The organism is Serratia sp. N21D137, assembly GCF_047530005.1.
Lineage (GTDB): Bacteria > Pseudomonadota > Gammaproteobacteria > Enterobacterales > Enterobacteriaceae > Chania > Chania fonticola_B.
Map to the genome: position 1 here is coordinate 37,544 of NZ_JBLJAJ010000032.1, position 13,228 is coordinate 50,771.

The following is a 13,228-nucleotide window of genomic DNA, read 5'->3' on the forward strand; positions in this document are numbered from 1 at the left end:
CCTCACAGCGCGCAGGACACGCAGCCCTGCACCTCGGTGCCTTCCAACGCCATCTGGCGCAGACGGATGTAATAAATGGTCTTGATGCCTTTACGCCAGGCGTAGATTTGCGCGCGGTTAATATCGCGGGTGGTGGCGGTATCGCGGAAGAACAGCGTCAGCGACAGCCCCTGATCCACATGCTGCGTGGCGGCGGCGTAGGTATCGATAATCTTTTCCGGGCCAATTTCGTAGGCGTCCTGGTAATACTCCAGGTTGTCGTTGGTCATGTAGGGGGCTGGGTAATAGACCCGGCCAATCTTGCCCTCCTTGCGGATCTCGATGCGTGAGACGATCGGATGGATGCTGGAGGTTGAGTTATTGATGTAGGAGATGGAGCCGGTAGGCGGCACCGCCTGCAGGTTCTGGTTATACAGCCCGTGCATCATCACCGCAGCGCGCAGTGCCAACCATTCCTCACGCCCAGGTATGGCGATATTGGCGTTGGCAAACAGTTCGCGTACCCGCGCGGTTTTTGGCTGCCACTCCTGCTCGATGTATTTGCTGAAATACTCCCCGCTGGCGTAGGTGGAGTTCTCGAAACCGGCAAAACTGCTGCCGCGTCCTATTGCCAGCCGGTTGGAGGCGAGCAGGGCGTGGTAGGTCACGGTGTAGAAGTAGATATTGGTGAAGTCGATGCCTTCGTCCGAACCGTAGAAGATGCGTTCGCGCGCCAGATAGCCGTGCAGGTTCATCTGGCCCAGGCCGATGGCATGAGAAGCCTGATTCCCGGCGGCGATAGACGGCACCGAGCCGATATCGCTCATATCCGCTACCGCCGTCAGCCCGTAGATCGCGGTTTCCACCGCCTTGCCGAAGTCTGGCGCATCCATGGCTTTGGCAATGTTCAGCGAACCCAGGTTGCAGGAGATATCTTTGCCGATCTCGGCATAGCTCAGGTCCTGATGGTACCGGCTGGCGCTGTTAACCTGCAGGATCTCCGAGCACAGGTTGCTCATATTGATGCGCCCGGCGATCGGATTGCTGCGGTTGACCGTATCTTCAAACATCATGTACGGATAACCGGATTCGAACTGGATCTCCGCCAGCAGTTGGAAAAACTCACGGGCGTTGATGCGGGATTTGCGGATGCGTTTGTCATCCACCATCTCACGGTATTTTTCGCTAACGCTGATCTCAGACAGCGGTACGCCGTACACCTGTTGCACATCATAGGGAGAGAACAGGTACATCTCTTCGTTATTTTTTGCCAACTCGAAGGTGATATCCGGGATCACCACCCCCAGCGACAGGGTTTTGATGCGGATTTTTTCGTCGGCATTTTCCCGCTTGGTATCCAGGAAGCGCAGAATATCGGGATGATGGGCGTGCAGATACACCGCTCCGGCGCCTTGACGTGCCCCCAGTTGATTGGCGTAAGAGAAGGCATCCTCCAGCATTTTCATTATCGGGATCACCCCGGAGGACTGGTTCTCAATGCGCTTGATCGGTGCGCCAACCTCGCGGATATTGCTCAGCAGAAAGGCCACACCGCCGCCGCGTTTGGAGAGTTGCAGTGCCGAATTCACCGCGCGGCCAATCGACTCCATATTGTCTTCAATACGCAGCAGGAAGCAGGAAACCAGCTCGCCGCGCTGCTGTTTGCCGCAGTTGAGGAAAGTGGGGGTTGCGGGTTGGAAGCGCCCGGAGATGATCTCTTCCACCAGATCCTGCGCCAGCGCGGTATCACCCGCCGCCAGCCGTAACGCAACCATGCACACTCGGTCTTCATAGCGTTCCAGATAGCGCTGGCCATCGAAGGTTTTCAGCGTATAGCTGGTGTAATACTTGAAGGCGCCGAGGAAGGTCTCGAAGCGGAATTTCCTGGCATAGGCCTGTTGGAACAGCTGCTTGATAAAGGCGAACTCATACTGCTCCAGCACCGCTGCTTCGTAATATCCCTCATCCACCAGATAGCGCAATTTCTCCGCCAGATTGTGGAAGAACACGGTGTTTTGGTTCACGTGCTGCAAAAAGTATTGCCTGGCGGCCAGCCGATCCTTATCGAACTGGATGCGCCCTTCTGCGTCATAAAGGTTGAGCATCGCGTTGAGCGAATGGTAATCCAGCGTGGCGCTGGCGGACCTGGTCAGTTCTGTCGTTGCCAAAATGCGGTGACTCCCTGTTGAACGATTGCGACGTCTTGTGTGGTGCCGAGTAGCTCAAATCGATAAAGCACCGGTACCTGGCATTTTTTGGCGATGATGTCACCGGCGATGCCATACGCGGCGCCGAAATTGGTGTTACCTGCGGCAATCACACCGCGCAGGTAACCGCGATTCTGCGGATCATTGAGAAAACGGATCACCTGGATCGGTACGGCACCGACGCTGCTGCCGCCGCCGTAACTGGGCACGATCAGGATATAAGGGTGCTCCATCAGTACTTTTTTACTGCCCGCGATCGGGATGCGTATCGCGGGCAGTGCCAGCTTCTCAACGAATCTGTGGGTGTTCTCCGAACTGCTGGAGAAGTAGACCAGCGGATCCATGGCACACCTCAGGAGGTTAGGGCGTTGGCTAACGCGCCGATCTTGTCCGGGCGGAAACCAGACCAGTGATCGTCACCGGCGATAATCACCGGAACTTGTTGATAGCCCAGTGAGTTAACGTGGTTCATCGCCTGCTGATCCTGAGTCAGATCGACCACGCGATAGTCGATCCCTTGCCTATCCAGAGCACGGTAGGTGGCATTGCACTGGACACAATCTGGTTTGGTGTAAATAATAATACTCATGATTCGCATTTACCTTTTGTATTGAAGGAAAGGCGGATAAGTCAGAAAGTTGAGCATGATAGGGCGTTTCTGACGGCGTCACCAACCCAAGCGTTTCCCCCTGTGTTGATGAATGAATACTATATGTGGATATTTGTATTATCAACACCACTATATGTGGTGTTTTTCGGTTTTTTGGGCGCAGGCCGCGCCGAGGCTGGAAAAGCGGTGGGGAAATATTTTTTGCGATGAGGATCGAGCAGGCCGGGTTGCCCCGGCCAGCAAAATTACTGCCGCATGCTGACTGCCAGGCGGTTAAAGGCGTTCATAATGCTGATGGCAAAGGTCAGATCGCTGATTTCGGCATCGCTGAAATGGGCTTTCAGGGCGTCAAAGGCACTGTCCGGTGCGCCGGTTGCCGCAATCAGGGTCACCGCTTCGGCCCATTCCAACGCGGCACGTTCTGCCTCGCTGAATTCATGGCTGACGCGCCAGCCCGCCAACGTATCCAGCTTGGCGTGGTTCGCTCCCCCTGCACGCAGCGCTTTGCCGTGCATATCCAGGCAAAAAGCGCAGCCGTTGATCTGCGAAACGCGCATAAACATCAGCTCAATGATCGCTTTATCCAGCGGGCCTTTCTCTAGCCCGCCCAATGCGCTCACCATGGCTTTATAAGGGGCCGGTGACAGTTCGGCGTACTGCAAACGTTGCTTGATCATGTTCAAACCTCGGATTAATGACGTAACCAATGTATGGCGCTACTTTAGCCGCGATATGGACTATGCTATAGAGCCATAAAATGATTATTTAACCAGGCCATGACACGCCCTATTTTTGCTGCCCTACGGCTGGATCCCCAACTGGCCGAGCCCCTATACCGACAGATCTATCTGCGGATCAAAGACGCGATCGTGCAGGGAACCCTGGTGGCTAACAGCCGTTTACCTTCGGTACGCGGCTTGGCAAGCGATTTGGGGGTAGCACGTGCGACGGTAGAAAATGCCTACTCTGCGCTGGTGGCTGAAGGTTTTCTGCAAAGCCGGGGCCAGGCGGGAATCTATGTTTCCTCCCAGTTGCTGAAAATGCCTGAGCGCCCCAAGCTGTCAGCGGTACCCCCCTTGGCGACTCCGGCGCCCTCCGCATTTCAGTCTCATCCCGCCGGGCCGACTCAACCCTTCCAGCTTGGCCTGCCCGCGCTGGATGCCTTCCCACGGGCGGTATGGCAGCGCATCGTTGCCCGGCAACTGCGTGGCACCACGATGGCTTCACTGGCACACCCGCAACCTAATGGCCTGCCGGAACTGCGCGAGGCAATCGTGCATTACCTGCACCTTTCCCGTGGCATTGTCTGTCGGCCGGAACAGGTATTTATCTGTGCGGGTTATCAGGCTTTGCTAGAGCTGGTGATCAACGCGTTGTTGAAACCGGGAGAGGCGGTCTGGCTGGAAGACCCTGGTTATCCGGTTACCCAGCCGCTGTTTAGCGCCGCCGGCATGCAAATTGTCCCAGTGCCGGTTGATGAGGAGGGGATGGATATTGACGCCGGTATTGCCACCCGGCCAGACGCCCGCATGGCGGTGCTGACGCCGACTCACCAAAGCCCGCTGGGCGTTACCCTCAGCCTGGCCAGGCGTATGGCGCTGCTGGATTGGGCAACCCGTCACTCGGCATGGATCATCGAAGACGATTACGACAGCGAATGCCGCTACTACGGCAAACCTTTGCCGCCGTTAAAAAGCCTCGATCGTCAGGGGCGGGTACTGTACGCCGGGACCTTCAGCAAAACCCTGTTTCCGGCGTTACGCATGGCCTATCTGGTGGTGCCCGCAGAGCAGACGGCGGCTTTTGAGCGCTGTAGCCAGCTGCGAGGCTGCGGTTGCCCACCGTTACTGCAAGCCGGAGTGGCCGATTTTATCAACGGCGGGCATTTTTACCGCCATCTGAAGCGCATGCGGTTGCTGTATCGCCAGCGGCGCGCATGGTTGGTGCAGGCCTTGACACAGCGGCTTGCAGACTATTTGACGGTGGCACCGCAGGCCGGGGGCATCCAGATGTTGGCGCATTTGCAAGCTGGGCTCAATGACAGTGAGCTGGCAAAGAGAGCTTGGCAACAGGGGTTGTCGATACAGGCATTGTCGGATTGGCAGATGTCTACGCCTGCCGATAATGGTTTATTGATGGGCTTTGGCAACTTCACCAGCTATAGCGAAGCGGAGCGCGCGGTGGACCGGCTGGCGGCGATTATCGAGGGCGGAAAATAAAGCGGCCCACGGAAAACCGTGGGCCAGACGCACATTTGTTTTTATGGTTAAAACCAGCTACATGGGTTAACGCCGTGCAAGCAAGACGCCGAGGACGATACCAACAGCGGCACCGATGCCTACGCCCTGCCAAGGTTTTTCTCGTACATAGCTATCGGCATTGCCGGCTACGTCGCGAGCATGTTGTGTCAGGCTGCTGGAACCGCTGAAGCGTGCACGGGCATCGCGTAATATCCCTTTTGCCTTGCTGTGCAGTTCATGCAGTTCTTCTTTGGTCTTGCTGCTGGAGTCACGTAATACTTCATCCAGCGTATCGGCCAGCAGGTTCACGTCCTGATCGATGTCTCGTTCTACTTTATCTGTCTTGTTAAACATTCGACTCTCCGTTACGACACATGTCCTTTAAGTGTAGACCATTTTGAGAAGTGTGCTGGCGATCACGAAAATTAATGGCTATCCCCGCGAAAAACGAAGCTTTTTTCGGGGCTTATCCCCGCCTAAGGGCCTGGCGACAAGCTCTGTACATTTGGTTACTCAGCGAAACCAATCACTCACGGAAACGGCGAATTGATTCCTCTATTATCTCCTCAACGGCCCAACCGGGCTTACCGAAAAACACAATCTGAGGATTTAAAGATGAAAAAAGTATTAGCGCTGATCGTTGCTGCCACCATGGGCCTGTCTTCTGTTGCTTTCGCTGCTGATACTGCGGCTGCACCGGCACCTACTGCGGCTCCTACTACTGCGGCTCCTGCGGCTGAGAAAGCTCCAGCTAAAGCGACTCACCACAAGAAAGAACACAAGAAAGCCACCAAAAAAGCACCAGAGCAGAAAGCTCAGGCCGCTAAAAAGCACAGCAAAAAAGCGCCAGTAGCTCAGAAGGCTCAGGCTGCCAAAAAGCATCACAAAGCCGCCACCAAACCCGCTCAAAAAGCTCAGGCCGCTAAAAAACACCACAAAGCTGCCGCGACCAAAGCTCCAGTAGCTCAGAAAGCTCAGGCTGCTAAAAAACACCACAAATCAAGCAAGAAAGCCGCAGCTCCTGCAGCTAAATAAGTGAAGATAGCGGAGCCGTCAAAGGTTCCGCCTCCTCTGCTGAATACTCTGACACCCGGTTTTCCGGGTGTCTTCTTTTGAGGTGAGGTCATCATGATGAACCGCTACCTGTTTGAAGTGATCTTCAGTGCCGTCACGCTATGTGGTCTGGTGGTTGCCTGGCAATTGTTCCTGGCCAGCAGCTTCCTGTAATTATTGCCCGATAGGCGTTTCGTGCAGGTGCAGCCAGCGTAGCCCGTCTGCGGTCTGAGTAAAGACCACGGTGGAATAACGCAGGGTCGCAGGTTGGCCTGGCAGCGTTTGCTTCTCGCGATAGTTGACTATGGCCCCCGTTGGCCATTCTGCGACCATCTTCATTTCTTCGATCGCAATCTCCAGCCCCGGCTTTGCAGCCCGATGCGCCTGGAAAAATCCCTCCAGTTCGTTGGACCCCAGCTTGCTGCCGTTTAGGGCAATCATGCAAAAATCTGCCTGAAACCGCGCCAAGAGCGGTTGCAGTTCCCCAGCCCCTTTTCCCAGCCAGTCGGCGATAGCCACATGGGCGTCAATCACTTCGGTAAAATAACGATTCATCAGGATCCCTGTTCAGCGTTGAGATGGCGCACGATGGCGCGGTTGGTAATACGCAGGCACAGCAGCATCGGGAACAGCGTACTGGCTGCGGCGAGATAAAAACAGTAACGATAGGCCATGAGCGCTTCCATATGGCCGAGCAACAGATTGAGCAACAGGCTGAGCAGGGTAACGCCAAAGCAAAAGCTCAACTGGCGGTTGATATTCCATAGGGCGCTGGCATCGGCCAACTGGGTGTCGGCAATGGTGAGAAAGGCGCAGCTTTGTGCCGTGCTGCTACATAGGCTGCCACCCAGCCCCATCAAGGCAAACGCGAAGATTTGCCAGCTATGCTGCCCGGCATCGCCGATCTGCGATAAGGCCAGCATCCCCAGGCCTTGCAAAGCGCAACCGGCAATAAACAGCGGGCGCGGGCCGCAACGGTTGAAAACCTTGCCGGTCAGGGTGATAGCAGCGAAAGAGGCCAGTGACCAGGGAACCATCAGCCCGCCCACCTGAGTGGCCGACATACCCAGCTGGTTTTGCAGGTACAGCATCGCCACCAGGCTGACGCCGATGAACAGACCAGGGATGCACTGGTAGACGATCATGGCGATACGCAATTGTGGGTCCCGCACCAACCGCAGGTTCAGCAGCGGGTGTGGATGGCGCAGGCTGTGCCGCAGGTAGTAAGCAAACACCAACAGCCCAGCGAACAGCAAGATAGCGCCTTGCAACAGCAAATGGGGGTCGCTCAGACGGGTCAGGCCAAGCAGGATCAAGGTAAGTGCCAGGCAGGCGCTAATCAGCCCGGTGACGTCCAGCCGCTTAACCTCGCTGGCCGCAGGCTCGTTACGCAGCCACAGAACGGCCAACAGCAAAGCCAGTGCCGCCAGCGGCAGGTTGCTGTAAAACACCCAACGCCAGTCAAGATGATCGACAATCAGGCCACCCAATGCCGGGGAGAGCGCCGGAGCCAGCAGCCCCACCAGCATGATGGCGGCAGAAAGCCCGGCGCGTTCATGGCTGCGAAACAGCTGATAGGTGAGCGTTTGGCCAATCGGGATCAGCAACCCTCCGCCCATACCTTGTATCACCCGCCAGCCGATCAGTGCTTCGATCGAGCCAGCGCGGCCTGCCGCCGTGGTTGCCAGCATAAACAGCACCAACGACAGCAGAAAGACCTGCCGCTTGCCAATGCGTTGCGCTAGCCAGGCGCTGAGCGGGATCACCAGCGTCAGGCCAAGCAGGTAACCGTTGCTGATCCAGGCCAGTTGGCTGATGTTGGCCTGCAAAGCGTGTCCGATCGCCGGGTAGGCGACGTTGGCGATAAACATGTTGATCAGATCGACAAAGAATCCGAGCAGATAGACGATTGCCACTTTAGTGCGATAAGCCATGAAGCCTCCGGTTGAAGGCGTGCAGTGTAGCGGGCGGGAAAGGGCTGATAAATCGGCGCTGGGCGATTACACTGTCAAAAATATTTTGACAGTGGGTGGGTGAAAGATGCTCAATTTAGCCAGATTAGCGATGTTTGCGGCGGTGGTCGACACCGGCAGTTTTACCGCTGCGGCGGAGGCACTGGGGCAAACCAAGGCGGTGGTCAGCTTTAATATCAAGCAGTTGGAAAGCGAGCTAGGCGTTTCATTGCTGGTGCGCAGTACGCGGCGGCTGTCACTGACCGATGCTGGCGAGCGTTTTTATCCACGTTGCCAACGGCTATTACAAGATGCGGAGTACCTGCTCGACGATGTGCGTCGCGATCATCACGGCTTGAGTGGCATTCTGCGCATCACCAGCACGCCGGAATATGGTGCGCAGGTTGTGGTTCCGGCCTTGGCCGCCTTCGCGCAGTTGCATCCGCGCTTACGCATTCAGCACGTTTCTTCTTCCTATCACGCGGATCTGATTTCCGAGCGGTTTGACGTGGCTATCCGTCTGGGTCAGTTGGCGGACTCCAACCATCATGCGGCGCTGATCGATAACTTCGCTATCTTGCCGGTAGCGTCTCCGGATTATCTTGCACGGTGGCCGATCGCGTCATTGCCTCAACTGGCTCAGGCTGCCTGGCTGGCCCACAGCCGCCTCCCTTCGCCGCTGAGTTGGCAAGTGCTCACCCCTGAACGTCAGGCGGTGTTGTTCAGGGTGGAAGATGACGCCAGGCTGATGGCCGATAGCGCCACCGCGTTGCTGACTTTCGCGTTACAGGGGGCGGGAGTGGCCCTGCTGCCAGAATGGTTGGTACGGCCCGTTATTGCCAACGGGCAGTTATGCCACCTGCTGCCAGATCATCAGTTCCCGGTACAGAGCATTTATGCACTCTATCCCAACACGCGCCATGTGCCTGAGAAGGTCCGAGCGTTTATCGATTTCCTGCGGGCGCGGATAGCCACGGCTGAATAAAAGCCAGCACGGCAGCGATGGTTTGCTGGTGGGCGCGTTCACGCTCGGTGGGGGACGATCCACAGATAAAGGCTTCCCCTTCCTCCGCTAATATCTCTGGGGCGGCTGGGGTACAAAGCTGTAAGAAATCGAAGTGATTGCTGCCCGGCAAGACGACGGCCTTGATTGGCTGCTGCCCGCTGTGCGTTGCCAACGACTCAGCTCCCAGACTTTCCGGATCGCTGCCCGGCATAAAGCGTTGTGCGGCGATGACCAGCAGCGGCGCGTTGATTTTGCGCAGGCTGGCCGGTTGCAGATAGGGCACCATGCCTGGGTCCAGGGCGATGGCGAAGCGGATGCGGGCATCGGTGTAATTAGCGTCAAACTGGGTGGCAGAGATGCTGTTTTTGTTAACATCGGCATAAAACAGGCAGTTAGGCGAGCGAGGTTGGCGCTGGCAACCGGCGATAAAATCCTTTAACGCGACTTGGCCGCCAATTGCAGATATCGCGCTGTAACCCCCTTTGGAATGCCCTGCCACACCAATGGCCTGTGCGTTGATCCGCGGCTGCCATGTGCCATCCTTGAGCATGGCGTCGATCAGCGCCGAGATATCGCGCGTTTGTTGCCACAGTTCGAGCGATTTTGCCGGGATGGAATCACCGCTGGTACTGCCCGGATGATTGGCTGCAACCACGATCATTCCTTGTTCCACCAACGCCTTCGCCAGCCAGGCTTGGCTGCTATTGTTGCCACCGCTGCCGTGGCTGATGATCATCAAGGGAAAATGCCCGGTTGCCGTTGGGGCGTCTGGCAGAGCAGGGATGCCTGCAAATACCGGCCTGCCGCCAACCTGTTGCGGCTGGCCTTGGGCATGAGTGGGATAATAGATACGGCTAACCAATGGGCGATCGCCGTTATAAAACGTTTGCAGGCGGCTGGCAACCTGCCAGGGCGCGGCGGTGGCGACACTGCTAAACAGCAGGCACAAGATCCATAACTTTTTCATGATGACTCCTTCAAGGGGAAAACCAGACCATCGCATTCGCGTTCTCCTGGCGCGACCTCGATCGCGATCCAGGTCGTTAAGCAATTGTTTTAGCTGATTATGGTCACTACACTGGGGCGTTCCCGAATAACCACAGAGGTAACATGCCGCTTATCCCGCTGTCTTTTCTCTTCAGCCTGTTGTGCCTGGCGTTGATCGTGCGCTTGGGTTGGCCACGGCCACACCGTTGGCTGCTACAGCTGTTGCTGTTGATCTGCGCCTGGCAAAGCCTGCTGGTGGGGATCCGTTTTGGCTATCAGCAACCTTGGGTCGCTATTTTACAACCGCTGGGGGCCGCCCTGATCCCGCCCTTGTGTTATCTGGTGCTGATGCTGCAAGCCCGTGGGCCGATGGGCTGGCGCATTATTGGGCATCTGACGTTCCCGCTATTGGTGTTATTGGCGCAGTGGCGCGTCTTGGCAGCGCTGGATGGGCTGATCGTTATTGGTTATCTCGGTTATGGCGCGGCTATTTTGCTGTATCTGCGGCGCGGTGAGAATGCTTTGCAGCAGGTGGCGCTGGCGGACAGTTGGCTGAGCTATCGCTTATGGTGCGGATTGGGCGGCCTGCTGATCGTCTGCGGCCTGACCGAGTTGGCGATCACCCTGGATTATTCGCTATTAGCCGGAAGGCATGCTGGCGCACTGGCGGCCTTTGGCAATGTGATGATGGTCTTGGGGATAGGATTGGTGCTTGGCCGTGAGCGCCAACAGCAGGAACCCGAAGAACAGCCCTTGCCACCAGTGAAAACCGAGGCGCTAACAGAGGATGATGAGCACTGCTTTGAACTGATCAACCAGCGGCTTCGCCAGGACGATCTCTATCTGGAACCGGCGCTGAACCTGGCCCGGTTAGCGCGCAAGGTGGGCATACCGGCACGTAAGGTCTCCCAGGCGATTAACCAGCAAGCGGGGATGAACGTATCCCAATACGTGAATCAATTACGTATTCAGCAAGCGGCGCAGTGGTTGAGCAGCAGCGATCGCCCGGTGACCGAGATTATGCTGGAGGCCGGTTTCAGCACCAAATCCAACTTTAACCGTGAGTTTCTGCGGGTTCAGGGGATGAGCCCCAGCGAATGGCGTAGACAGCAGGCGGGGGGCCAATAGCTGCAGATTATTCCTAAACCAGAATGAGTACGGATAAATTAATTGTTTCATCTCCTGATTACGGTAAGGTCGCAAAGCTACCCAGAACTGATAGGAGAAATAGATGTATTTACGGCCGGATGAAGTGGCTAAGGTGTTAGAGAGTACCGGTTTTGAGCGTGATTATGTCACCGATCAGACCTACGGTTTTCGCAAGGGCGAGCACTACGTGTATGTGAATCGGGAAGCGCGAATGGGCAGAATGGCGTTGGTGATCCACCCGGCATTGAAAGAGAAGAGCCTCCATTTTGCCACGCCCACCTCGTTGATGCGTAACAGCGAGCAGTATCTTGAGTTTCCCCTGGATTTAAGCGGTGATACGCCCAACACGCGTTACGGCATTCCTCACGGTTTCAGCTCCCGCGATGCGCTCTCGCGCTATCTCTACAGCATGTTCCTTTAAACTCTCCCCCGTAAGCGGGGGAAAGCTTCACCAGTTGCCCAGTGCTTCCCGGTTATAGCGTTCGTTGTAGGCCCGGCGGAACTGCGCCAGTTCAAACGCATCCAGATCCAGTTCGGCAAAGTAAAACAGCGCCGCTTCGGTGTGCTCGGCGTGCAGTTCCGGCGACAGCCCGGCGCGCAGCAGCGTTTCCCGCCACAGGCCAATCTGCTCATCGTCCGCCTGCTTGATAAACGTCAGGTAGATAAACAGCATATAGGCGGCCTGATGCATCTCTTCGGTATAACCGTTGTTCAACATGCGGATAAAGCTTTGGCTGTGGCGGTTGCCCATTTCCTGCAGCATGGACTCCACCAGCATCGGTTTTACTTTCAGCAAATGCGCCAGTGAATCTATCGCCTTGCGGGTGTCGGAGGTCAGGACACGATAGCCAATAATGAAAACTACGATCAGGGCGGCGATGATGATCCACGTCATGTATGATTTTTACCGTCTTGGTGCGCAGCATCCGCGCCCGAAATTGTCAGTGTTGCTCGCCGCTGAAATTGTCTGCGGCCCGTTGTTTATTATGGACATGGCGATTAAAGGTGGCGGCATCTTGTGCCAGCGCATCCAAATGGGCACCCAGCATCTTGATCTGCTTGACCAGGGCATGCTGTTCCGGCACCGAACTGGCGGTGCTTAGTTTGTTGACCAGCTGTTCATTCTGCATGCGCAGCGCGATTTCACGCCGTTGCGCTTCGGCCAGCTGCTGTTGCAGAGCCTGGTAGCTTTGTTGCCATTCACGGTGCTGCTGTTCGAAGCTGGCTTGTAACTCATTCATTGCATTCTGAAACTGGATTTCCAGCTCGCGCATATTCATGGGTTGGATCCTTTGCGGCACTCAATAATGGCCTGCAGTATAACGAAAACCGCTCACAACCTCACCCGTTGCCGTCAATTCCTTACTTGCAACCCTGGCAAGGCGTCTTACAATCAAGCCATTCCCACTAAAAGCAATAGTCCGCCGGTGGGTGAAATCTCCCGAGAGTGATGTGAAATGAGCAACGAAGAGAACGATTTTTTTGCCCAGGCGATGGCCGATGTGAGGCCGTTATCCGCGGGGCAATCCACGCTGTACCTCAAGGCGCAGGATCCCGTCGATAAACGTGCTCGCCGGGAAGCTCAGGCGTTACAGTTGGAGAACTTCCTCAGCACCGGCTTTCTGGACATTATTCCCTGCGATATCCCGCTGGAATATAAGGGCGAAGGTATTCAGCAAGGGGTGCTAGACAAGCTGCGTCACGGCCACTATCCACCACAGGTCAGCCTCAACCTGTTGCGTCAGCCGGTCGAGAACTGCCGCCAGGCGCTGTTCCGCTTTATCATCCAGGCGGAGAAAGACAGCCTGCGTTCGTTGCTGATTGTGCATGGCCGTGGGCGGACAGATCAAAGCCATCCGAACATCATCCGCAGCTACCTGGCCAAATGGCTGGGGCAGTTTGAGCAGGTGCAGGCGTTTTGCCGGGCACTGCCACGTGACGGTGGTGAAGGGGCGTGCTATGTCACCTTGCGTAAGTCTGCTGCTGCCAAGGCGGATAACTTCGAACGGCATGCCAAACATAGCCGCTAAGGTATGAGCATGGCG

General features: G+C 56.3%; 16 protein-coding genes. 6 read left to right on the top strand and 10 right to left on the bottom strand.

Annotation, left to right across the window (positions count from 1 at the left end; all coding sequences use genetic code 11):
• Positions 1–2 precede the first annotated feature (2 nt).
• The 4 genes from nrdE to ACMV5H_RS20975 all read right to left on the bottom strand — a co-directional run bounded on the left by nrdE (position 3) and on the right by ACMV5H_RS20975 (position 3,473).
• A complete protein-coding gene (nrdE, locus tag ACMV5H_RS20960) occupies positions 3–2,147 on the bottom strand; it encodes a class 1b ribonucleoside-diphosphate reductase subunit alpha (RefSeq protein ID WP_223498264.1) in 2,145 nt (714 codons plus the stop codon).
• Complete coding sequence (gene nrdI, locus ACMV5H_RS20965; protein ID WP_021807625.1) at positions 2,129–2,530, bottom strand: class Ib ribonucleoside-diphosphate reductase assembly flavoprotein NrdI; 402 nt, start codon at positions 2,528–2,530, stop codon at positions 2,129–2,131. The genes nrdE and nrdI overlap by 19 nt, the downstream gene beginning before the upstream one ends.
• A gap of 8 nt (positions 2,531–2,538) precedes the next feature.
• On the bottom strand, positions 2,539–2,775 hold the full coding sequence (nrdH, locus tag ACMV5H_RS20970; RefSeq protein WP_414822397.1) for a glutaredoxin-like protein NrdH: 237 nt from the start codon (positions 2,773–2,775) through the stop codon (positions 2,539–2,541).
• Positions 2,776–3,041: 266 nt separating this feature from the next.
• Entirely contained in the window at positions 3,042–3,473 is a 432-nt protein-coding gene (locus tag ACMV5H_RS20975; protein ID WP_021807628.1) for a carboxymuconolactone decarboxylase family protein, read from the bottom strand.
• A 99-nt stretch (positions 3,474–3,572) separates the two neighbouring features.
• On the opposite strand from ACMV5H_RS20975, the gene ACMV5H_RS20980 reads away from it, so the two are divergent.
• The gene (locus tag ACMV5H_RS20980; RefSeq protein ID WP_414822398.1) at positions 3,573–5,015 is read left to right on the top strand and encodes a PLP-dependent aminotransferase family protein; all 1,443 of its coding nucleotides are present in this window, start codon (positions 3,573–3,575) and stop codon (positions 5,013–5,015) included.
• A gap of 66 nt (positions 5,016–5,081) precedes the next feature.
• Here ACMV5H_RS20980 and ACMV5H_RS20985 read toward each other — a convergent pair whose 3' ends face one another.
• On the bottom strand, positions 5,082–5,390 hold the full coding sequence (locus tag ACMV5H_RS20985) for a DUF883 family protein (RefSeq protein ID WP_209530172.1): 309 nt from the start codon (positions 5,388–5,390) through the stop codon (positions 5,082–5,084).
• 261 nt (positions 5,391–5,651) lie between these two features.
• Between ACMV5H_RS20985 and asr the strand changes: the two genes are divergently transcribed.
• Positions 5,652–6,071 carry an acid resistance repetitive basic protein Asr gene (gene asr / locus ACMV5H_RS20990; RefSeq protein WP_414822399.1) on the top strand — a complete coding sequence of 140 codons (420 nt, stop codon included), beginning with the start codon at positions 5,652–5,654 and terminating at the stop codon, positions 6,069–6,071.
• A 192-nt stretch (positions 6,072–6,263) separates the two neighbouring features.
• On the opposite strand, the gene ACMV5H_RS20995 is transcribed toward asr, so the two are convergent.
• Positions 6,264–6,644 (bottom strand): DUF4440 domain-containing protein, encoded by a 381-nt coding sequence (locus tag ACMV5H_RS20995; protein WP_179252122.1) that lies wholly within the window; start codon positions 6,642–6,644, stop codon positions 6,264–6,266.
• The gene (locus ACMV5H_RS21000; RefSeq protein WP_414822400.1) at positions 6,644–8,023 is read right to left on the bottom strand and encodes an MFS transporter; all 1,380 of its coding nucleotides are present in this window, start codon (positions 8,021–8,023) and stop codon (positions 6,644–6,646) included. Before ACMV5H_RS21000 ends, ACMV5H_RS20995 begins: the two co-directional genes overlap by 1 nt.
• Before the next feature lie 106 nt (positions 8,024–8,129).
• Between ACMV5H_RS21000 and ACMV5H_RS21005 the strand changes: the two genes are divergently transcribed.
• The gene (locus ACMV5H_RS21005; protein ID WP_021807634.1) at positions 8,130–9,026 is read left to right on the top strand and encodes a LysR family transcriptional regulator; all 897 of its coding nucleotides are present in this window, start codon (positions 8,130–8,132) and stop codon (positions 9,024–9,026) included.
• Here ACMV5H_RS21005 and ACMV5H_RS21010 read toward each other — a convergent pair.
• Positions 8,986–10,014, bottom strand: a complete 1,029-nt coding sequence (locus tag ACMV5H_RS21010) for an alpha/beta hydrolase family protein (RefSeq protein WP_179252120.1) — start codon at positions 10,012–10,014, stop codon at positions 8,986–8,988. The two genes, ACMV5H_RS21005 and ACMV5H_RS21010, sit on opposite strands and share 41 nt — an antisense overlap.
• A gap of 143 nt (positions 10,015–10,157) precedes the next feature.
• Between ACMV5H_RS21010 and ACMV5H_RS21015 the strand changes: the two genes are divergently transcribed.
• Both ACMV5H_RS21015 and ACMV5H_RS21020 read left to right on the top strand, forming a co-directional pair.
• Positions 10,158–11,162 carry a helix-turn-helix domain-containing protein gene (locus tag ACMV5H_RS21015; RefSeq protein WP_414822401.1) on the top strand — a complete coding sequence of 335 codons (1,005 nt, stop codon included), beginning with the start codon at positions 10,158–10,160 and terminating at the stop codon, positions 11,160–11,162.
• Positions 11,163–11,265: 103 nt separating this feature from the next.
• The gene (locus ACMV5H_RS21020) at positions 11,266–11,604 is read left to right on the top strand and encodes a DUF2002 family protein (protein WP_021178947.1); all 339 of its coding nucleotides are present in this window, start codon (positions 11,266–11,268) and stop codon (positions 11,602–11,604) included.
• 27 nt (positions 11,605–11,631) lie between these two features.
• On the opposite strand, the gene ACMV5H_RS21025 is transcribed toward ACMV5H_RS21020, so the two are convergent.
• Together ACMV5H_RS21025 and ACMV5H_RS21030 are read right to left on the bottom strand one after the other, a co-directional pair.
• Positions 11,632–12,078, bottom strand: coding sequence for a DUF1198 family protein (locus ACMV5H_RS21025; protein ID WP_059201588.1), 447 nt, complete (start codon positions 12,076–12,078; stop codon positions 11,632–11,634).
• A 46-nt stretch (positions 12,079–12,124) separates the two neighbouring features.
• Entirely contained in the window at positions 12,125–12,463 is a 339-nt protein-coding gene (locus ACMV5H_RS21030; RefSeq protein WP_021178945.1) for an MbeD/MobD family mobilization/exclusion protein, read from the bottom strand.
• Positions 12,464–12,640: 177 nt separating this feature from the next.
• Between ACMV5H_RS21030 and smrA the strand changes: the two genes are divergently transcribed.
• The gene (gene smrA, locus ACMV5H_RS21035; protein ID WP_414822402.1) at positions 12,641–13,213 is read left to right on the top strand and encodes a DNA endonuclease SmrA; all 573 of its coding nucleotides are present in this window, start codon (positions 12,641–12,643) and stop codon (positions 13,211–13,213) included.
• Positions 13,214–13,228 lie beyond the last annotated feature (15 nt).